At 69.8% G+C, this 20117-nt stretch carries 15 protein-coding genes and 3 pseudogenes; 13 read left to right on the top strand and 5 right to left on the bottom strand.

The window, feature by feature from the left end; genetic code table 11:
- Nucleotides 1-234: 234 nt before the first annotated feature.
- Nucleotides 235-1281 (bottom strand): NAD(P)H-dependent amine dehydrogenase family protein, encoded by a 1047-nt coding sequence (locus tag I6A81_RS05685; RefSeq protein ID WP_203008354.1) that lies wholly within the window; start codon nucleotides 1279-1281, stop codon nucleotides 235-237.
- A 132-nt stretch (nucleotides 1282-1413) separates the two neighbouring features.
- Here I6A81_RS05685 and I6A81_RS46085 point away from each other — a divergent pair.
- The 6 genes and pseudogenes from I6A81_RS46085 to I6A81_RS05660 all read left to right on the top strand — a co-directional run.
- Nucleotides 1414-1632 (top strand): annotated as a pseudogene (locus I6A81_RS46085) (hypothetical protein); the annotation flags it as partial.
- Between the two features lie 397 nt (nucleotides 1633-2029).
- Nucleotides 2030-3271, top strand: a complete 1242-nt coding sequence (locus I6A81_RS05680) for an ABC transporter substrate-binding protein (RefSeq protein ID WP_307874488.1) — start codon at nucleotides 2030-2032, stop codon at nucleotides 3269-3271.
- A gap of 260 nt (nucleotides 3272-3531) precedes the next feature.
- Entirely contained in the window at nucleotides 3532-4365 is an 834-nt protein-coding gene (locus I6A81_RS05675; RefSeq protein ID WP_202999752.1) for an SDR family oxidoreductase, read from the top strand.
- Nucleotides 4355-5212, top strand: coding sequence for a maleylpyruvate isomerase N-terminal domain-containing protein (locus I6A81_RS05670; RefSeq protein WP_202999750.1), 858 nt, complete (start codon nucleotides 4355-4357; stop codon nucleotides 5210-5212). The genes I6A81_RS05675 and I6A81_RS05670 overlap by 11 nt, the downstream gene beginning before the upstream one ends.
- 437 nt (nucleotides 5213-5649) lie before the next feature.
- Complete coding sequence (locus tag I6A81_RS05665; protein ID WP_202999748.1) at nucleotides 5650-6921, top strand: amidohydrolase family protein; 1272 nt, start codon at nucleotides 5650-5652, stop codon at nucleotides 6919-6921.
- A 478-nt stretch (nucleotides 6922-7399) separates the two neighbouring features.
- A complete protein-coding gene (locus tag I6A81_RS05660) occupies nucleotides 7400-9436 on the top strand; it encodes a serine/threonine protein kinase (protein ID WP_202999747.1) in 2037 nt (678 codons plus the stop codon).
- 149 nt (nucleotides 9437-9585) lie between these two features.
- Here the strand turns inward: I6A81_RS05660 and I6A81_RS05655 are convergent, their stop codons facing one another.
- From I6A81_RS05655 to I6A81_RS05645, 3 genes are all read right to left on the bottom strand, one after another.
- Nucleotides 9586-10359, bottom strand: coding sequence for a sulfite exporter TauE/SafE family protein (locus tag I6A81_RS05655; protein ID WP_202999746.1), 774 nt, complete (start codon nucleotides 10357-10359; stop codon nucleotides 9586-9588).
- Between the two features lie 175 nt (nucleotides 10360-10534).
- Nucleotides 10535-11125, bottom strand: a complete 591-nt coding sequence (locus I6A81_RS05650) for an HD domain-containing protein (protein WP_202999745.1) — start codon at nucleotides 11123-11125, stop codon at nucleotides 10535-10537.
- A 225-nt stretch (nucleotides 11126-11350) separates the two neighbouring features.
- The gene (locus I6A81_RS05645) at nucleotides 11351-12028 is read right to left on the bottom strand and encodes a calcium-binding protein (RefSeq protein WP_202999744.1); all 678 of its coding nucleotides are present in this window, start codon (nucleotides 12026-12028) and stop codon (nucleotides 11351-11353) included.
- Between the two features lie 464 nt (nucleotides 12029-12492).
- Here I6A81_RS05645 and I6A81_RS05640 point away from each other — a divergent pair, with 464 nt between their 5' ends.
- The 7 genes and pseudogenes from I6A81_RS05640 (at nucleotide 12493) to I6A81_RS05610 (ending at nucleotide 19106) form a co-directional block, all read left to right on the top strand.
- A complete protein-coding gene (locus I6A81_RS05640; RefSeq protein WP_202999743.1) occupies nucleotides 12493-12660 on the top strand; it encodes a hypothetical protein in 168 nt (55 codons plus the stop codon).
- Between the two features lie 84 nt (nucleotides 12661-12744).
- Nucleotides 12745-12933: pseudogene (locus I6A81_RS05635) on the top strand (SAM-dependent methyltransferase); the annotation flags it as partial.
- 228 nt (nucleotides 12934-13161) lie between these two features.
- Complete coding sequence (locus I6A81_RS05630) at nucleotides 13162-13830, top strand: SMI1/KNR4 family protein (protein WP_202999742.1); 669 nt, start codon at nucleotides 13162-13164, stop codon at nucleotides 13828-13830.
- A 545-nt stretch (nucleotides 13831-14375) separates the two neighbouring features.
- On the top strand, nucleotides 14376-16367 hold the full coding sequence (locus I6A81_RS05625) for a WD40 repeat domain-containing protein (RefSeq protein WP_202999740.1): 1992 nt from the start codon (nucleotides 14376-14378) through the stop codon (nucleotides 16365-16367).
- A 64-nt stretch (nucleotides 16368-16431) separates the two neighbouring features.
- Nucleotides 16432-16758: pseudogene (locus tag I6A81_RS05620) on the top strand (enoyl-CoA hydratase/isomerase family protein); the annotation flags it as partial.
- Nucleotides 16759-17277: 519 nt separating this feature from the next.
- Nucleotides 17278-17826, top strand: a complete 549-nt coding sequence (rfbC, locus tag I6A81_RS05615; RefSeq protein WP_202999738.1) for a dTDP-4-dehydrorhamnose 3,5-epimerase — start codon at nucleotides 17278-17280, stop codon at nucleotides 17824-17826.
- On the top strand, nucleotides 17823-19106 hold the full coding sequence (locus tag I6A81_RS05610) for an NAD(P)H-dependent oxidoreductase (RefSeq protein ID WP_202999736.1): 1284 nt from the start codon (nucleotides 17823-17825) through the stop codon (nucleotides 19104-19106). The genes rfbC and I6A81_RS05610 overlap by 4 nt, the downstream gene beginning before the upstream one ends.
- A gap of 329 nt (nucleotides 19107-19435) precedes the next feature.
- Here I6A81_RS05610 and I6A81_RS05605 read toward each other — a convergent pair whose 3' ends face one another.
- Complete coding sequence (locus I6A81_RS05605; protein WP_202999735.1) at nucleotides 19436-20005, bottom strand: DUF4333 domain-containing protein; 570 nt, start codon at nucleotides 20003-20005, stop codon at nucleotides 19436-19438.
- Nucleotides 20006-20117: the final 112 nt, after the last annotated feature.

Raw genomic sequence — 20117 nt, 5'->3', positions numbered from 1 at the left:
GTGGCGCACGCCGCCCAGGTCGCCCAGACCATCGTCGAGGCCGGCGCCCGGCACTGGGCTGCCGGCGCCTACAACGGGCGCGGCTTCGCGCAGGTCGTGGGCCGAGACGTCTCGGCGTTCGTCGCCGGTCTCGGCTCGGCCGGCATCCGGTAGCGGACGGGGAGGGCGCGTCGGGCCGGGGGTGTTCTGTCACGCCCCCGGCCCCGATGATCCGTCACGCCGTCTCGCCGGATCTCACTCCCGAGCCGCGTGCCATTGCCCGGCTGGCGCGCGAGGCAGGCCGACGTCGGCCAGGTGCAGGATCCCGGGCCTGGCGGCCTTGACGTTGAACGCGGCGTTGACCGCGGGCAGGGCTGTCATGGTGTCCCACTCGTGGTTGCCCCAGTGGTCGGGCGGGATGAAGCGGATCCGGGTGTCGATCCCCGGCTCACCGTCGATGACCACTCGGTACTGGTCGTCGCTGAACTGCCAGTCCTCGTTCAGATCCTTGGTCAGGTACCAGCGGAACTTCATCTGGATGATGGTGGCGTCGCCCAGCCTGCCGTTCCAGCCGACTTCCACGGCGGCGTTCGTGTCCTTCTCTATGGTCATGTAACCCAGATCGACCGTCCGGGAGGCGGTGGCGTAGTCGAGGAAGAACTCGACGTCGTCGAGCGTGTATTCCAGCGCGTGGGCCATGCGCTGCACGGCTTCCTCGGCCGGCATCATCCACAGCTTCGCCATGTCGACGATCTCCGGCGTGGTGCCGGTCCGGGAGATGCCCATGGCCTCCCAGGTCTCCTTCGACTCGTAGACGGAGCAGTCGGCGGACTCCAGGATGGAGATCTTGCGGACGTCGCGGCACACGCCGGTCATGGCCGTCACCATCGTGTTGATCCACCCGGGGCTTATCCCCGTGATGTAGAGCGAGCTGTTCCCGCGGGCGCAGGCCGCCTCCAGCCGTTCCTTCGTCGCCCCCTTGACCCCGCCGACGTTGAAGAACAGGTTGGTGCTGACCACATCCGCCCCCGCCTCAAGCAGCGGCAGTACATGGTCGAGATCGGCCATGAACGGGGTGTAGACGACGGTGTCCGCCTTGAGCGCGAGCAAGGCGTCGACATCGTCGGTCGCCGCGACGCCGCACGGCGGCCGACCGCACAGAATTCCCGCGTCGGTGCCGACCTTGTCCGGCGACCAGGCATACACACCCACAAGGTCCAGACGCGGGTCGTCAAGTATCGCCCGTAACGCCAGCTTGCCTACTTTCCCGGTGGTCCACTGGATAACACGAAGCTTTTCCATATCCCTGGCTGTCCTCTCGGTTGAAGCATCTGCCAGCCGATGTCGGTCGCGGACTCATAACGTCCGCGCCAGATGCTGACCGTGGTCAGCATAGCTGTGCAGGTTGGGTGAGGCAACGACGCATACCGTGCCCCAGAGAAGGAACTGCCGGGCGCGGGCGGCCTGCGGTTCCGCCGCAACGGCAGGGCCAGCGCGGCGGAGCCCGCGATCTGCGTCCGCGGCGGTCTGATCGCGCGCGCTTCACCGCCGGCGCCCGCGCCTGGCCGCACCTCAGCAGGACTCTCACGATCGCCGTCGGCCAGCGCGAAGCGCGGCAGGTGGTGCTGGACTTCTACCGGATCACGTGACTGAAGGCCGCGCACGGATAGGACCGTCACCCATCGCGCAGCTCCGCCGGGCGATGGGTGACGGTGGAGGGCTGTGATCAGCGCCGACGGCCGGGGCGGCCCTGACCAGCGCGGATGGGACTGTCGCCGTGGGCGCCGTCCGATCCTCCCGCCACGTGGGTCTAGAAACATTTAAATATATTGGGTAGACTCGCGTGGGCGAAAGGCAGGTCGGACCGACGGCCGCGCTCAGGGGGCGGCGCGCTGGGACGAGCGTTGCGCTCCCTTTCGACCGCCGACCCCGACGGCCGGCGACGTCTCGGTGCGGCCGACCGGCCGCCGACCCACACAGGGGGAGAACCATGGAACAAGCCACGCGGACGGGACACTTACGCACGAGGCCACTGCTACGGCGGACGGTGGTGGCCGCGGTCGCGGCACTGGCGCTGACCGCCACCGCGTGTGGCGGCGACTCCGACTCGGGAACCGATGGCGGCGCCGGGGGTACCACTGGTACCCCCGGCGCCGCCCTGTCGTTGCTCGGACCGAGTAACCCGGCCAGCGGCGAACCGGTGAAGGTCGGCTTCATCAGCGACGGCAAGACACCGGCGTTCGACAACACCATCCAGATCGACGTGGCCAACGCCATGACGAAGTTCCTCAACGAGCACGAGGCCGGCATCGGCGGCCGGCCGATCGAACTCGTCGTCTGCGAGACCGCGGCCGACCCGGGCAAGGCGGGCGACTGCGCGCCCCAGTTCATCCAGGCGGACGTGGCGATCGTTGTGGCCGGCGAGTCCACCGCGATGGACGCCGTGTGGCGGCCGATGCACGACGCCGGCATCCCGATCTTCCTCTACGCGACCACCGAGCAGTCCGTCGTCCTCGACCGGGACTCGACGTTCGCGATGGGTGACCCCACCGTTGGCCTGGGCACGATGCCGATCAATGTGGCGAAAGACAACAATGTGCCAAAGGTGACGGTCGTGGGGGTCGACGTCCCCGTGGTCACCGGGTTCTACGACGCTCTCGGTCAGCAGGTCTTCAGCGAAGCCGGGCTCGAGCTGAAGGTCGTGGCGATTCCGCCGGGCCAGGCGGACATGACGCCGCAGATGGCGCAGATCGCCGGGGACGGTCCCACCGAGGTGCACATCATAGGCAACGATTCGTTCTGCATCGCCGCGTTCAACGGCTTGGAGGCGGCCGGTTTCGACGGTCCGATCAGCGTCGTCAACCAGTGTGTGTCGGAGGCGTCGAGGACGGCGCTCGGTGACATCCTCGAGGGTGTCTACGTGCTGGCTCCGTTCGCGATCGGCGACGAGAAGAACCCGGACCTGCTCCAGTACCGGGCGATCGTCGAGACCTACGGGAAGAATGACATCGACCTCAGCAAGTCGATGGGCGACACCATCTATGTGACCATGATGGCGCTGCACCGGGCACTCGACGGATTCACCGGCGAGGTCACCCCCGCCGCGCTGATCGAGAAGATCCGCACCGCGCCGGCGCTGCCGTTTCCAGCCGCGCCCGGCCTGACCTTCCAGTGCAACGGCGCGGCGAACCCCCTTGTGCCGGCCGTCTGCAACAGCGGTGCGCTGCTGACCACCCTCGACGCGCAGGGCAACCCGACACTGCCCTACAAGCCGTTCGGCCACGACGGATGATCTGAAGGGCTGGTCGGGCACGTCCCCGGCCAGGATGTCACCGACCAGCCCTGTCGGGTCCTACTCCCCGGAGTCACGGCTCGACGGCGCCCACCTGCTTACCGAATCTGCCACCTGCCGGCCGGTGAGCCGCGAGTGCTCCTCGTCGGTGGGGGACCTGTCGGGATGTGGATCCGGCCATGGTGACAAGCCATGTGAGGTCTTCGCGAATCGGGCGTCCACAGCGGCGAGGGGTTCCTTATGACAAGAATCAGGTACACATGAGCCATCTGAAGGACAGGGTCGTACTGGTCACCGGCGGCGCGAGCGGATTCGGCCGGGAGATCACCACCCAGCTCGCGCGAGGTGGCGCGACTCCGGTCGCGCTCGACCTCAACGCCACCGGCGCCGAGGAACTGGCGGCATCTCTCACGGCCGAGGGCCACCAGGCCCGCGGGCTTGGCCTGGACGTCCGCGACCGCCAGGCGTTCGCCGACGTCGTCGACCGCGCGGTGGCGGACCTCGGGCGCGTCGACGTGCTCGTCAACAACGCCGGCATCATGCCCCTGGCCCACCTCGCCGACCACAGGAAGGCCGCGGACGCCTGGGACCGCTGCATCGACATCAACCTCAAGGGAGTACTGCACGGCATCTACGCCGTCCACGACCACATGCTCCGCCAGGGCGGCGGACACATCCTCAACATCTCCTCGGTCTACGGCAACGCCGGCATCGCCGGGGCCGCCGTCTACGGCGCCACCAAGGCCGCGGTCGCGACCCTGTCGAACGCGCTGCGCGTCGAAAGCCAGGGACGCATCAAAGTCACGATCGTCCGCCCCAGCGGCGTCGTCGGCACGAACCTGTTCACCGAGATCATCGACTTCAACGCCCCCGCCGCGCTTGCCGCGCACCGCGCCAGCACCTTTCAGGAGCACATCCAGGCCTTCGCCGGCGGCACACTTCCCACCGGGCTGACTGACCCCGAGGACGTCCGCTACTGGTCGCTGAACGCCACCCAGGTCGCCACCGAGATCGTCCGACTCATCGACCAGCCGCTCGGCGTGGCCGTCACCGACATCACCCTGCGAGCCACCGGAGAGGACTATGTCTTCTGACACCGCGTCTTCTGCCGCCGCGACGTCTTCTGACACCACCGCGTCCGCCGACACCCGCACCGCGGCACTCGAACGCACCCTCGCCGAGACCCTCGACGTGTTCGGCGGACTCACCGCCGACGAGCTTTCGACCCCCTCCGCCTGCGACGGCTGGACGGTCCACACGACCCTCGCGCACCTCACCATCAGCGTGGCCGGGTTCGCCGGACTGATCCCGATCACGCCCTACGACCAGGGCCTGGAGTTCGAAGCGGCGGTCGACGCCCACACCCATCAGGTCGCCGCCCGGCGCACCGAGGAGCTCCTCGACATCATCCGCTCGTCGGTACCGGCCGTGCTGGCCACCTTCGGCCGGCTGACCGACGAACTCGCCACCATGCCCGTGAACATGGGCACCGCCGGCAGCTACCCGCTCGCGAGCATCGCCGACGCCATCGTCTTCGACCACACCTGCCACACCCGTTGGGACATCCTCACCCCCCGCGGCCCCATCCAGCGCACCCTGCCCGACCTCGACGGCGACCGCCTGGCCGCCGCGAACCGCTGGCTCATCGGCGGCATCCGGCAGATGACCACCGAACAGTTCCGCGAGCTGCTCACCGACCCACTGGCCCTTGTCCTCACCGGCGCCGGCGGCGCGGCCTTCCGGCTTCTCCCACACGCGACCTCGGTCGAGAACCACGACGACGTGCCGGCGGCACAGAACGGCGCGCGGGCAACGGTACACACGAGCACCACCGACTTCATCCTCTGGGGAACCGGCCGGGAACCACGGCACAACCGAATCGAGATCACCGGCGACACCGCCTACGCCAACACGGTGCTCGACGCCTTCCGCGTCTACTGACCCCGCCACGGCCTCGAGACGAGGACCGCCCGGCGCACCGATCCTGGTGGGGGCGTGACGCCGGGTGGGGCGGGCCTCGGGGACCACGTGCGTGGCGGTGATCTCCACGGGCAGCCCGTGGACCTGCCGATCACGATGGGATCTGCCTGATCGCGGTGACGCCGGTGAGGCTGACGATGGGCCAGGCCGGGGCTCGGGACCGTCACCGCGGCCGAGGCCGCGCTGATCGTCGACGTCGGTGGTAGTCCGGCATGACCATCGACGTCGACGTCGAAATGAGGTTAGGCTCACGCGGGTCATGAACGGTGCAACAGCCGCGCCCACTGGCGACGTTCTGTGGCTGGCCGTCGCGGTTTCAGTCAGCGGCGTATCCCGGAGCGGCTGGACGTCTCCTGGTTCTCCAGGGCGTGTTCACCCGCGGTGAAAGGAGCTGTCCCGTGCGGATGGACGACATGATCCTGGTCAGCATTGACGATCACATGATCGAACCGCCGGATATGTACAAGAACCACGTCCCGGCCAAGTGGCTCGATGAGATCCCGAAGGTGGTCCGCAACCAGGCCGGTGTCGACGAGTGGGTGTTCCAGGGTCAGAAGACCTCCACCCCGTTCGGCATGGCCGCCACCGTGGGCTGGCCCCGTGAGCAGTGGGGATTCAATCCCGGGGCCTATTCTGAGCTGCGGCCGGGCTGTTTCGACGTGCACGAGCGGGTGCGGGACATGAACGCCAACGGCGTCCTGGCGTCGATGAACTTCCCGACGATGGCGGGGTTCAATGCCCGCACGTTCACCGAGTCGCGTGACAAGGAACTCGCGCTCGTGATGCTCCAGGCCTACAACGACTGGGCCATCGACGAGTGGTGCGGTGCCTACCCGGGACGCTTCATTCCGCTCGGCATCGTCCCGATGTGGGACGTCGACCTGGCGGTAAACGAGATCCACCGACTCGGCAAGAAGGGCTGCCGGTCGATCAGTTTCCTCGAGACACCGCACGTCCAGGGCTTCCCGAGCTTCCTCTCCGGCCACTGGGACCCGATGATGAAGGCGATCTGTGACGAGAACATGGTCCTGTCGCTGCACATCGGCGCCGGGTTCGACGTCATCAAGCGGGCGCCCGAGGCCCCGGTCGACCACCTCATGGTGCTCGCCTGCCAGATCAGCGCCATCACCGCCCAGGATCTGCTGTTCGGGCCGACGCTGCGGCGGTTCCCGGACCTGAAGGTCGCCCTGTCCGAGGGCGGGATCGGCTGGATCCCCTTCTACTTCGACCGGGTTGACCGCCACGTCCAGAACCAGGCATGGCTGCACGACGAGGGCGACTTCGGTGGGAAGTTGCCGTCCGAGGTGTTCCGCGACCACATCCTCGCGTGCTACATCACCGACCCGTCGGGCCTGCGGCTACGCGACCGGATCGGCGTCGACATCATCGCCTGGGAGTGCGACTACCCCCACACCGACACCACCTGGCCCGAGTCACCCGAGTTCGCGTGGGACGAGTTCCAGCAGGCTGGCTGCACCGACGACGAGATCCACAAGATCACCTGGGAGAACGCCACCCGCTTCTTCAGCTGGGACCCGTTCGCCCACACGCCCAAGGAGCAGGCCACCGTCGGCGCGCTGCGCGCCCTCGCCAAGGACGTCGACACCACCCGGATGAGCCGTGAGGAGTGGCGTCAGCGCAACGAGGCCGCCGGCATCGGCGTCTTCTAGCGCCACCGGCGTCAGCGCCGGCCCAGGTGATCTCCGCGTGACGCGTGACGCGGAGATCACCTGTCTGGCCGCCGCGGCTGTCAGGGCCGCCTGCTTGCCCGATCCGCGAGACCTCCAGATCGCCAGGCCTGGCGTGCCTCATGACCCGGCAGCCAGGAGGTCCGTTGGCGCGACGCACCTGGTTGTCGTCGACTCCCGTGACGACCAGACCTGTCCGAAGAATGCCGAAGAAGTCGGCGGTGCCCATCCCGCCGTCCGGCTCCGTCACCACCGCTCGTCACACCGCCTCGGTCGCTGGTGGCACGGCGGCGCGGCCGGATACCGACGGCCACGCCGTCGAGGCCCCGCTCCCATAGACGCCTACCCGCGCCCCACCGCCGAATCCGGCGCAGTTCGGCACGCTACGGGTGTTGTCGCTGTCGTTCTGGGTAGGCGAAGCCGTAAATCCCGAGAAGGTCGCCGAAAGCGGGGTCAAGTGATGCCGACCATCGGTGCCTCCGACGGACATGGAGCGGATGGATACCTCGGTGGCCGGTACCGGCTGGGCAGCGTGATCGGTGGTGGTGGCGGCGGCACGGTCCACGAGGGTGAGGATGTGCTGCTGCGCCGCCCGGTCGCGATCAAGGAGGTTCGGCTGCCGATCATGGGGTCGGCGGCGGAACGCGACCTGGCCGAACAGCGGGTGCTGCGCGAGGCGCGCGCGGCGGCTCGGCTGCGTCATCCGGGGCTGGTGACGGTGTACGACGTGCTCAACGGGGAGGGGCGTTCGTGGATCGTCATGGAGTTCGTCGACGGCGTCTCGTTGGCCCAGCTCATCAGTGACTCCGGACGGCTGGCACCCGAGCGGGTAGCCCGGATCGGCATCAGCCTGACCTATGCGCTCGAGGCCGCGCACCGCGCCGGCGTCGTCCACCGCGACGTCAAGCCGGGCAACGTCCTGGTCACCGTCGACGGACAGTCGCGCCTGACCGACTTCGGCATCGCCGTCAGCCGTGGCGACACGGCCCTGACGGGTACGGGAATGCTCGTCGGTTCGCCCGCCTACATCGCCCCTGAACGCGTCCGAGGCGCGCGCGCCGTCTATGCCAGCGACGTGTGGGGGCTGGGGGCGACCCTGTTCACCGCCGTCGAAGGCGCGCCACCGTTCGAGGGCAAGGGGACGCTGGCGACGCTGGCCGCCGTCGTGGAGAACCGCAGACGCCCGTTGACCCATGCGGGCCACCTAAGCGGTGTGCTCGAGGACATGCTCGACGCCGACCCCGACAGGCGCCCGTCGCTCACCCAGATCCGTGGTCGGCTGCACGAGACCGTCGACGACAGCGCATCCGCCGGGGGCGGGCGGCGCAGACATTTCGCGCGGGCCGCGCTCGCTCGGCGCCCTTCTCGCCCTCGCGAGTCCGACGGGGCCGACCAGTGGCTGGAGATCCTCGCTGACAGCCGCCGGCCGGCGCTGGCGGATGACGCTCGACCAGCTACCGCGGCCGGCACTCCAGCAGCTCACGAGGCAAACGCCGACGGCGGCGACACGGCGGGGGGAGACGAACAGAAGGTCGCCGCGGTCGGTGCCCTGAGCGCTGATGAAGGCGCCGAACACAGCGGGGGCGGCGCATCCGACGACAAGGCACCCGAGGACAACGCGTTCGACAGGGGCGCATCCGACGGCAGGGCGCCGGACGGCAGGGCGTCCGACGGCAATGGCGGACCGAGCGATGCCGATGCTGTTCCGGTATCCCGCGAGGGAGATCGAGGCGGCTCGCGCCGACGGGTGTCGATGATGGTGGCCGCGGCGCTGGCGTCACTGCTGGCGGTGGGGACCATTCTTGGCCTGGCGATCAACGGCGGCGGCGCCGAGCCCGCGGCGCTTGCGCGGTCACAGGAACCGCCGGCGGCCTCGTCCGGACCGATCACATCATCGGCGCCGACGACCTCACCCGCGCGGCCCGGCCCGTCAGGCCCGCCGCCCGGCGCCGCGGTTCCGCCGGCCTCGGCCGACACGCGGACGAACGCCCCGCCGGCGCGGGACTATGACACCAGCTTGGGCGCGCTCGTTCCGACCGACTCCACTCCGGCGCGGCCACCGGACGGGTACACCACGAGTTCCGGGCGATCCGGCTGGTCGGTGGCGGTGCCGAACGAGTGGTCGGCCTCGTCCCGGGGCGCCGACCGGGTCCTCCTCGCGCCACCGAGCGGCTCTCCGGAGTTGCTCGTCGAGGCCCAGAGCGTCGCCGGGCCGTCCGCCATCGACGCCTGGCGATCGCTGGAAGGAAGCGTACGGGCGACCTCCCCTGGCTACCGGCTCCTGTCCATCCGCCCGGCCGACGGGCGGGACGGCGCGGCCGCCGCCATCTGGGAGTTCACCTTCACCTCGGGTGGCCGCACCGTCCATGTCCTCGACCTCGGGGTCGTCCGCAACGGCCATGGGTACGCGTTGCGCTGGCGGACGTCCCAGGACGAATGGGACAGCCAGCAGGACCTGATGTGGCGGATCTTCGCCACCTTCCGCCCCGGGCCGTGACGGTCTACCCGCCGAAAATCAGGGCACCCTCAGGCGTTCACCTACCGCGGCGCCGACGATCATGCCGGCCCTAACTACACCGGTCAACCCGCCGTCCACTCCTATTACCTTCACGAAAAGACCAACCGGGCAGGGCCGCGCCAGGCGGGTCAGGCCGCCTCGGCGAGGTAGACGATCGCGAGTGCTATGGCCAGGGCGCCGAGAAGCAGTCGCAGCGCCGGGTTGGGGAGGTGGGGTTGGAGCCGGGCGCCGAGGTAGCCGCCGAGCAGGCCGCCGGAGCCGCAGGCGAGGCCGAGCGCCCAGTGTGGGGCGATGTTGCCGGGGGTGGTGAGGGCCAGCAGGGCGTAGGTCGCCGCTCCGGCGATGGAGGTGACGAAGGTGGAGGCGAGGGTGGCGGGCGCGACCGTGGTGAGCGGCAGGCCGCGCCCGACGAGGATCGGTCCGAGGATCGATCCGCCGCCGATGCCGTAGACACCGCCGACGAACCCGACGACGACCGACAGCAGTGTGACCGCGCGCGGTCCTGGCGCGGGGCGGCCTCGTTGTCGTGGCACGCGCAGGGTGCGCACGCACAGCCAGGCGCCGAGGGGTAGCAGCAGGCAGGCCAGCAGCAGGCGGAACAGGCCTGCCCCCGGAGCGAAGCGCACCCGCACGACGGCTCCGAGGACCACGCCGGGCAGGGTGCCCGCGACCAGCCGCCGCACGAGCGGCCCGCCAAGCTGGTTCTGCTGCCGGTAGCGGGCCAGCGATCCCGGTGTGGCGATCACGTTGTACAGCAGGTTCGTCGGGGTGACCGCCGGGCTGGGGACCGAGAGCAGGTCAAGCTGCACTGGCAGCAGGAACACCGCGCCCGAGACACCCACCGGCGCGGTGACCATCGCCAGGACCAGGCCGGCCACGAAGCCGAGCACCACCGTGCTCACCGGGCCAGCCCCCTCACCCGGGTACCCAACCACCCACCGCCAGCGCCCCAGGCCAGGGTTGGGGCGTACCGCCCCAACCCTGCCACCTGACAGCCGGGCACGCCCTACAACTGGCCGCGGTACCCCGGATCACGTTCACACATCAGGTCGACCCTGCCAGGATTCTCGCCCCCGGTCAGGCGGGCGGGTCGCCTTCGAGAGGATTCGCGGCGATCCGTCCGGCGACGTTGTTGTTGACCGATGCGGCGGCGGCGCTGCCCGGCTTGCGCCTCGCCTGGTCCTCGAAGCAGGCCAGGAACTCCGCGCCGAATTCCAGCCGTGGATAGCGGGTGAGGATCTGCGCCCTCGTGTCGGGTGGGAACTCCTCCGGTCGCCGTCCGGAAACGTCCCAGCTGGTGGCGACCTGGAGTAGGTGGGACTCGGGGTCGTCGGCCGGGGTCACGTCGTCGCGCATGTGCAGCACGATGATCTCCAATGCTCTGGCGGCCCGCTGCGCCGGCCAGCCGGCCGCCACGCCGAAGACCCAGGCCAGCTGCCCTCCCGCCTCCTCGAACGGCAGCTTGTTGCTGTCGAACGGCTCCGTCAGCCCGAGGTCGTGGAGTAGCGCCGCGACGTAGTACAGCTCGTCGTCGAACGCGATGCCGTGCGCCGCGGCGTACCTCGCTCCCCACAGGTAGGAGCGGATGGAGTGGTTGAGCAGCGCGGGCGAGCAGAAACGAGTGGCCACGGACAGCGCGGCCTCGGCGGCGGGAGTCACCGGAAACATAGGGCCAGCTTTTCATGTGGTCCGCGGGTCGCCTTCTCCCGCGCCCGTGCCACCGGACGAGCCAGCCGGTGAACACCCGGCATATCGGCACTGGGCGGGCACGCGACTCGGCCACCGCTGGCGCATCACAATCCCCATGCGGGAGGCCGGTCCGGGACGGTCTCCCTGCCCGAACGAGATCCTGCCCGGCCGTGTCCTCGGGGCGTGCCCCGCGAGGAGCGGGGACTACCTGATCGGCGCGTAGCCCGGGCCGACCTCGCAGCTTCCGACGCCGCTGCCACCGTACGGGCTTGTCCAGTACTGGTCGCCCGGGTCGCGCAGGCACGTGTCGAGCCCGGTGCCGGCGTCGATCACGTCGAGGTTGTCGGCGTCCAGGGTGTTGAGAACGTCGTCGCCGGGGCCGGCGTGCAGGAGGTCCGTCTCCCCGTTCTCGCCGGCCTGGAGGTTGTCCTTCCCCGGCCCCCCGATGAGCCAGTCGTAGCCGGACTCGCCGTACAGCTTGTCGTCCCCCGGACTGGTCGAGTCTTCGTCGTCGCCGTTGAGGGTGTCGCCGCCGGCGCCGCCGCGGAGCACGTCGTTGTTGTTGCCGCCGAGGAGCCAGTCGCCGTCGTTGCCGCCGCAGATCGTGTCGTTGCCGCCGTAGCCGTAGACGCGGTCCTGACCGTCCAGCGCGACGATGACGTCGTTGCCGGCGGTGCCGTAAATGATGTCGTTGCCAGTCGTGCCGACGATGGTCGCGGTCTTACCGTCGCAGGTGGGCATCGCGGCGGAGGCGGGCGCCGCCCCGGCCAGGGCCGCCGTCGGGACGAGCAGGCCAGCCAACAGGGCGGCGAAGGTAACGCGCCGCGAAGCCCGACGCGGCCGGGTCGCCTGGGCAAGGGGGGTCGTGATGACCGGGTTCATGGAGACTCCGTGGTGTCGAGGCTTCGTCCCGGTGGACCGGGGCGGTCGACGGCCCTGCCTGGCCAGGCAGGGGATTTCCCGCCGAGGCCACCAGCACACGCGGCGACCATGTGAGGAACCGTGTGACCGGATGCCTCGAGGTGGGTCACAAGCCCGACAGCCTCCGCTCAGGCCGGTCGGACGCCACTCGTATCGGGTCGCCGCGGCCCACGCGGGCTGGACGTTGTCCGGCGAAACGCCTCCCGGGCACCGAGCCGGCCGCCACACCGAGCCGACACCGGACGAAACCCGTCAGCTCGCGGCGCAGCACACCGGACCGCGTAAGCGCACTCAGGCCGGCCTGATCCGTCGACGCGCTGTGCGAGCACTGGTCGTGGTACCGGGCCAGGTCCGGTGGCCTGGTGGTGTGGGCGCGGTTTCCCGGGGTGGTCGTGCCTGCGCCACGCGGCCCGGAGGAGAAGCCGGTGTCGTTGGCGCGCAGGGTGGCTCCGACGCGGCCGGTGTACCCGGTGCGGTTCGGCACGGACCCCGAGGTGCTGGCGCGGGTCGCCAAGCGGCGGCGGGCGCTGGATGACTGGCAGTTCGACGGGGCGGCCGATGCGGCGGTCGTAGTGGAGCGGGCCGGGCGATGACGAAAGGGATGAGGCGTGACGGTGTCTGGAGGTCATACATCTGGGCCGGCTGGGCCGGACGTGACGGCGGCGCATTTGGCGCGGATGTACGACTACTACCTCGGCGGGAAGGACGACTTTCCGGCGGATCGGGACGCGGCGGAGCGGGTGCTGGCGGTCGTGCCGAGTGCGCGGTCCGGTGCGCTGGCGAACCGGACATTCCTGCATCGGGCGGTGCGGTTCCTCGCGACCGATGCCGGTGTGGATCAGTTCGTGGACGTCGGGACGGGGATTCCAACAGCGCCGAACCTGCAGGAGGCCGCCCAGAAGATCAGGCCTGTGGCGCGGGGAGTGTTACGTGGACAACGCCCCGATCGTGCCGGCGCAGGTTCGGGCGTCTCACCAGCATCTTTAGGTAGTCGGGCCGGTCCCAGTCCACCCGCGTTGCACACGCCGTGCCGGCGCCCAGGCGCGTTGCCGGCCAGAGGTCGACGCGGATGGATCTACTCTTACCATGCACGCGTGAGACGCGCTGACTGGTCAGGTGTACATGAGCTGGTTGCCCGCTTGGCCGCGGCCCCGGAAGCCGCCAATGTCTTCGGCGCCCACGGGCATGAGTGGTTGCTCGAACCGCCGCTGACGGCCGCCGAGCTGGCAGCGGTCGAGGCGCAGCTGCGGGTGGAGTTGCCCGGCGAGTATCGCTCGTTTCTTGTGGAAGTGGGGCGAGGCGGGGCGGGGCCTGGGTACGGGCTGTTCTCGCTTCGACGCGTCGATGGGCGGTGGCGGTGGGAGGGCGACGGTGCCCAGCTGACCTGCTTGGAGACGCTTGCTGAGCCTTTCCCGCACGTGGAGGCGTTCAACCCGTTTGACGAACTGCCCGCTCAGCCTTACGTCAAGGATTATGACTCGCTGGAGGAGTTCAGCGCGGCTGATGACGCCTGGTGGAAGCTGTACAACTCCGACCCGCCGGTAGCCGGGCTGTTGTACCTCGCCCATGGCGGCTGTTCGTCGTGGGAGACGCTTGTGGTCAGCGGTCCAGCGAGAGGCCAGATGTGGGCCGACGACACGGGCGCTGACGGAGGACTCCAGCCACTGCACGACGATGAGGGACAACCGCTGGGGTTCGCTCGATGGTATCTGCGCTGGCTGGACGGCGCAGCGGCCCAACTGTCCTCAGGCCTTCACCCTTGACGCGTCTTGCGTGTGTCATCGGGGGTTGGTACCTATCGTCCTTGCGCAGGCTTCAGGCTTCTCACCAGCATCTTTAGGTAGTCGGGCCGACTCCTTGTCCGCACCCGCGTTGCACACGCCGCACGGTTCGGGCGCGGTACGCCGACCACCGCGCGGCCGGACCTCGTTGACGACGCCGTCCCCGTTGACGACGCCTTCCCCGAAACGGCCCCGAGGAAGCCGAAGACGGTCCAATACGATCATGCAAACCTGCTGGTCAAAATCCCCGGAGGATCGGAGGGGACGCCCTCTTCGGGAGACAAGCTGTGATGGCCGTGGCTCGGACAGCGACGTCGTCGCCTCCATGTGGACCGGCGTCGCCCGCAATGCCGTGCCCTGACCCGCCCCGACCTGACCCGTCCGCGTCGTCGGCCCGGTTTCCGGGTGCCGCATCCGCTGTATTCTCGGTGTCGTAGACCGAGTATTGGCCCGCGTATCCCGGTTCCTGGCGTACGTGACATCGCCGCCAAGCCCGGGTGAACGGCGGTCAACGCACCGTGAAAAGAATGCGGACACGGACAGCCGTGCGTCTCCTGCGCCGCGCGTCGAAGACCGGAAGCCCGTTGGACCGCATGCGGGCCCGCAGGGCCGTGTCCCGGCTGGCCCGTGCCCTTCTCGCGGGCGATACCCTCGACGGCCGCGCGGCCGAGGCCGCGTCGGCCCTGGTGGCCTCGCTGGCAGCCCGGCCGACGGTCGTGTCGACGGGCATCGCCGACACCGTGCGGCGGGCATTGCGCTCCCTGCCAGACGGCGCGGCGAGCCACCGGATATGCGCGCTCGCGCTCGGGGGCGACGCGGAGGCGTCCGCCGCCGCGGCCGATGCGGGCTACCTTCCGCCGGACGGCCCGGACCTGGCGGCGCTGCTTGTCCTCACCGGGCAGATCGACCGCTATCGCGACCTGGTCGTGGACGACCAGATGCTCGCGGTCGCCTACACCGCCGCGGCCGGCGGCCTCAAGGAACGGCTGCGCGCCGCCGTCCGGGAATCCGGGCAGGTCGACGCCCTGCGGATGATGCTCGGCGGTACGCGGGAGGCCCGCCTGCGAGCGCTGTCCAGGCCGGAACAGGAATACCTCGTCGACGCACTGGTCGCTGCCAGCCGGTATGAGGACACCTGGGCGCTGCTCATCGATCTTCCAGTTCTCTCGGCGTTGTTCGCGGCCGGGCGTCTTCACGGCGCCGGCTGGGCACCCCGCCAACCCGGTGACCGAGTCCTCTTCGACCGGCTGGCGGCCGCCCAGCGAGCGGTGCTGGCCAATCCGCGTGGCCGCTTTCAGAACGTCTTCCCGGAGATCACCGGCAGGGTGACGCACCTGTCCTTCGCGCCGGACGCACCCCAGCTGGTCCTGACCACCGAGTCCGGGGACGTCCACCTGTGGGATCTCGACAGTGGACGCCCGGTGCGGACGGTTGTCCTGCCCGGCGGCCGGCGCGGAGTGGACCGCGTGCTCCATCTCGGAAACGACCAGCTCTTCATCGTTGCCGGGGCACCCGACGGTCCCCATCACAACGGTTACCTCGCCGATCGCGACGGACTTCGTCCCCTGGCCCTGTCCGGATGGGTGCGTGCCGTGGTTCGTACCTCCGCGGGCCACCTGGTGGTGGCGACGACCTCTCCGAAGTGGCGATGGGAGAGCCTGACCATCGAAACCTGGTCAGGAGGCAGTCTTGTCAGCTCCCAGCGCGTCGCGGGCTGGGGCGAGGGGGATCCCGTGCTGTCCTGGGACGGGTCGCTCGTCGCCTTCGGTGGGACGGTCTACACGACGGTCTCCGAAGTCGAGTTGGACATGAGCGGCGATGGGTCGGTGAACTCGAGGGTCGTCACGACGGAGGTATCGGACGGGTACTGGCTCAAGGTTATTCAGGTCGCGACCGGATCGGTGGTACAGGAATGGCGGTCGGGCTGGGACTACCGGTTGGGTCACCCGGTCTCGTTCTCGCCGGACGGCCACGACCTCGTGTTTTCCGATCTGGATGCGATACCGCTTCCCCCCGGAGCCGGACGGTGGCGGAGGTGGGACGGGCCCGATTCCGACCGTCCAGTCCGCGTCGGCGCGTTCGCCGTGGCCGAAGGATCTGACACGGTGGTCTTCGCGAGCGGTCCGGACATCGTAGTGAGCACCTGGTCGGACCGGGAACTCGTCGGCAGAGTCCCGGGAGACCGGAAAATACCGCGGCACCTCGCGGTATCCCCCGACGGGGAGCTGTTCGCCGCGCTGAACCACGACGACACGGTGTCGCTCTGGGACAGGCACATCGCCCGGCTCGGCCCGCTGCTCGCCGCGCCGCTGACCGACGCGGTTCCCGCCGATCTGGCCCTGGTCGACGCCGTGTCCGCCGCGGGGCTGCCCGAACGCTACCGGGACACAGTCGAAGCGCTCGCCGCGCTCCTACGTCACCGTTTCGCGCACGAGATCCACCTCGCCGGGCCCGCCGAGAACCCGCCGACCGGGATGACCAGGAAACACGACGTGGCTCTCGGCGAGGACCGCGAGTGATGAAGGCCGGTCAGGCGGAGGTACGCCAAAGCCGTGGCCCGCGGGACCACCCTCGATCAGGTCGATGGCCCGCGACCTCGTCGCGGCCTATGAACGCTGCGACGCCGACGCCGACGCCGACGCCGACGCCGACGCCGACGCCGACGACGCGGTCCGCGCGGTCGTGCTGACCGGGACGCCGCCGGCGTTCTGCGCCGGCGCGGACATGACGTCGGGCGGGGACACGTTCGCCAGCCCCGACAGTTCGACGTTCAGCGCGGCGGGGCTGGGCATGCCGGCGTGGCGGGTGCGCAAGCCGGTCATCGCGGCGGTCAACGGCCACGCGATCGGCATCGGCTTCACCCTGACCCTGCAGTGCGACATCCGGATCTTCGCCGCCGACGCGAAGTACGTCTGGTCAAGGTATGCGGTAGCGGCGAGGCGCCGTCCCGCGCCCGTCAGGTAGCAGAGACCGGGCCGGCACGGTCGGGTTGGACCGCCGTTCGTTCGAGTTCGCGGTCCTCCATCGGTCCGCCCGCAAACCGCCTTCGGGGCCAGGTGAACATCCCTGGCGGAATAGCCGCGGCCTCGGGCTCGACTGCCCGTCGCGCGTGGGCCGCGGAAATCGGCCCGTCGGCGCTCATCCCGGGACGGCGTCGCCGCGGCGGGCCGGCGAACGCCCGCACTGCTTGCCGGAGCGACTACCCGCGGTGACGTCGGCGGGCTCGGGGGCACCGTGACTGGCTCCGGGCGACTGTATCGTGCGGAAGGATGCGTCTCCGCCACCGATGTCACGCTGGTGGGCCATCCGGGTGGCTACCCTCCGCAACCCGCGGGAGTGACGCCGCCGCTCCGTTGCGTGATTCTACTACGATGTCGAAGGTCACTCCTGGTATCGAGCAGGACGAAGCGGATAGGACGAGCCTCCCACATGCTGATCAACACCACCCCGCTCGCCGGTGCGGCGCTGGTCGATCTGAAGCTCCTCGAAGATGAGCGTGGCTTCTTCGCCCGTGCGTTCTGCCGGCAGGAGTTCATCGACGCCGGGCTCGAACCGCTGGTAGAGCAGGCCAACATCTCGTTCAATCACAAGGCCGGGACCCTGCGCGGGTTCCATTACCAGCTGGAGCCGAACGCCGAGACGAAGTTCATCCGCTGCTACCGCGGCGCGATCTACGACGTCATCGTCGACCTGCGGCCCGAGTCACCCACGTACCTCCAGTGGTTCGGCGCCGAGCTCAACGAGGACAACCGCACCGCGATGTACGTCCCGCGCAACTTCGCGCACGCCTACCTCACCCTGACCGACAAGGCCGAGGTGCTGTACCAGGTCAGCACGGCGTACACCCCGGGCGCCGAGCGCGGCCTGCGCTGGGACGACCCGCGGCTCGCCGTCGAGTGGCCGATCCAGCCGGTGGTCGTCTCGTCGAAGGACGCCGCCTGGCCGCTGCTCTCCGAGGTCTCGGTGGAGGCGCGATGATCATCATCGACACCGCGCTGGCCAAGCGCGAGGCGCAGGGCCGCCCGATCCGGGTCGGCATGATCGGCGCCGGGTTCATGGGACGCGGCCTGGCCAACCAGATCGTCAACTCCAAGCCCGGGATGCGCCTGGTCGCGGTCGCCAACCGCACCCTCGCGAACGGCGAGCGCGCCTACGCCGAGGCCGGCGTCAAGCCGGTCCGGGTCGAGAACGCCGCCGCGCTGGACGCCGCGATCGCCGCCGGGACCCCCGCCCTGCTCGAGGACGCTTTCGAGCTGCTCAAGGCCGAGAACCTCGACTGTGTCGTCGACGTCACCGGCGCGGTCGAGTTCGGCGCCCGGGTGACCGTGGCGGCGATCGAGCGCGGCCTGCCGATCGTCACGATGAACGCCGAACTCGACGGCACGGTCGGCCCGCTGCTGGCCCACCGCGCCCGCGAGGCCGGTGTCGTGCTCACCGGTGCCGACGGTGACCAGCCCGGCGTGCAGGGCAACCTGATGCGCTTCGTCATCGGACTGGGCGTCACCCCGCTCGTCGCCGGCAACATCAAGGGCCTGCAGGACGAGTACCGCACCCCCACCACGCAGAAGGCCTTCGCCGAGCGCTGGGGCCAGGACCCGCACATGGTCACCAGCTTCGCCGACGGCACGAAGATCTCGTTCGAGCAGGCCATCGTGGCCAACGCGTTCGGGCTCACCGTGCCCAAGCGGGGTATGAACGGCTGGGACCACGAGGGCCACGTCGACGAGCTGACCAGCCGGTACGACGTCGACGAGCTGCGCGAGCTCGGCGGCATCGTCGACTACGTGGTGAAGTCGAAGCCCGGCCCCGGGGTGTTCGTGCTCGGCACCCACGACGACCCGAAGCAGCGTCACTACCTGGAGCTCTACAAGCTGGGCACGGGCCCGCTTTACAGCTTCTACACGCCTTACCACCTGTGCCACTTCGAGGTGCCGAACACGGTGGCCCGAGCGGTCGACTTCGCCGACGCGGCGCTCGCCCCGCTGGCCGGCCCGCGGGTCGACGTGATCGCCACCGCCAAGCAGGACCTCAAGGCCGGGCACACGCTCGACGGGCTCGGCGGCTACGACACCTACGGGGTGGCCGAGTCATCGGCGGCCACCCGGGCCGGCGCCCTGCTGCCGATGGGTGTCGCCGAGGGCTGCGTCCTCACGCGGGACGTCGCCAAGGACGACGTGCTCACCTACGCGGACGTGGCGCTTCCGCCCGGACGGCTGATCGACACGCTCCGCGAGGAGCAGGAGAAGCTCTTCGCCTGACAGCGAGCACCATCTACCGGCCCGATCCGGCAGCGTCCCGCGCGTTCGCTGCCGGATCGGGCCGCCGGCCGCGTGCCGGCCGACTCCCGTGTCAACGCGCCACGGCGCCACGATGACGCACGACAACCGGCTCCGTCGCCTTTCGCCACGCGGCACCGAGGCGACCACGTCGACCCCCTAGCGGCTAACGCCGAGGCCAACCCCAAGGCCTGGATCCGATCGTCCATCGGTACGTCACCGGCCAACCGCTGCCGGGCACCGACGGCAGTCAACGAGTGCCGCCGGGCCACCGGTCCTGAACCGCACCGAGCAGGCTTGTCCCAGCGGCATCAGCTGGCCGGGAAGGCCTCCATGGAGTAGTTGAGACGCCCGTCCGCAACCGAGGTCACCGTCATCTTGACGTTGTACACCTCGCCGGTGGGCACGACCGTCGTGCAGACCACCTGCGTGCCGGCCACCGCGACAAGGTCGCCGGGGCAGTCGACCGAGAACTGCTCGCCAGTCTGCGCCTGCAGGTCTCTCGCCAGGGCAGCTTCGATGTCCACTTGGGCTACCGTGATCGGGCCGTTCGAGGCTGTCGGCTCCGGCGTGGCGCTTTCCGCTGTTGGTTCCGGCGTGGCGCTTTGCGTCGGCGCCTCCTCCGCCGCGATCGTTGCCGTGGCGGCGATCGTCTCGGGAACCTCGGGCGCGGACTGGCTCGCGACCGGAGTCTCGGTGTCGCCGTCCGAATCCGAGCAGCCCGACACCCCGAACGCGACGAGTGCCACCGCCGCGACAACCGTCACGCCAATCCGCCGCGCCAGACTTGCCGAGGCCCGTCGCGGGCTGCCCGACGCCGAGCTTTCCGACCCGTCGTCGACCGCGCGCGCGGGAACGCTCGGAGCGATCGTGAATCGCATGACCTTCCCCCATCCCCCCAAGGCCGGGCACCCGTGTGGCGCTTCTCCGGACCAGACGATCAAAGGCCGTCCGGAACAGGAGTACCCAAACCAGATGAAACCGGTGACATTG

It is taken from the genome of Frankia nepalensis, assembly GCF_016786325.1.
GTDB classification, from domain to species: Bacteria; Actinomycetota; Actinomycetes; order Frankiales; family Frankiaceae; genus Pseudofrankia; species Pseudofrankia nepalensis.
The sequence above is the reverse complement of the archived record's forward strand: the minus strand, read 5'-3'. Positions and strand labels throughout refer to the sequence as shown.

What these genes read in the sequence shown, in the direction of transcription:
- I6A81_RS05685 (WP_203008354.1), bottom strand. Translation starts at nt 1,281, where the DNA reads ATGGAAAAGCTTCGTGTTATCCAGTGGACCACCGGGAAAGTAGGCAAG.
- I6A81_RS05675 (WP_202999752.1), top strand. Translation starts at nt 3,532, where the DNA reads ATGAGCCATCTGAAGGACAGGGTCGTACTGGTCACCGGCGGCGCGAGC.
- I6A81_RS05670 (WP_202999750.1), top strand. Translation starts at nt 4,355, where the DNA reads ATGTCTTCTGACACCGCGTCTTCTGCCGCCGCGACGTCTTCTGACACC.
- I6A81_RS05660 (WP_202999747.1), top strand. Translation starts at nt 7,400, where the DNA reads ATGCCGACCATCGGTGCCTCCGACGGACATGGAGCGGATGGATACCTC.
- I6A81_RS05650 (WP_202999745.1), bottom strand. Translation starts at nt 11,125, where the DNA reads ATGTTTCCGGTGACTCCCGCCGCCGAGGCCGCGCTGTCCGTGGCCACT.
- I6A81_RS05645 (WP_202999744.1), bottom strand. Translation starts at nt 12,028, where the DNA reads ATGAACCCGGTCATCACGACCCCCCTTGCCCAGGCGACCCGGCCGCGT.
- I6A81_RS05625 (WP_202999740.1), top strand. Translation starts at nt 14,376, where the DNA reads ATGCGGACACGGACAGCCGTGCGTCTCCTGCGCCGCGCGTCGAAGACC.
- rfbC (WP_202999738.1), top strand. Translation starts at nt 17,278, where the DNA reads ATGCTGATCAACACCACCCCGCTCGCCGGTGCGGCGCTGGTCGATCTG.
- I6A81_RS05610 (WP_202999736.1), top strand. Translation starts at nt 17,823, where the DNA reads ATGATCATCATCGACACCGCGCTGGCCAAGCGCGAGGCGCAGGGCCGC.
- I6A81_RS05605 (WP_202999735.1), bottom strand. Translation starts at nt 20,005, where the DNA reads ATGCGATTCACGATCGCTCCGAGCGTTCCCGCGCGCGCGGTCGACGAC.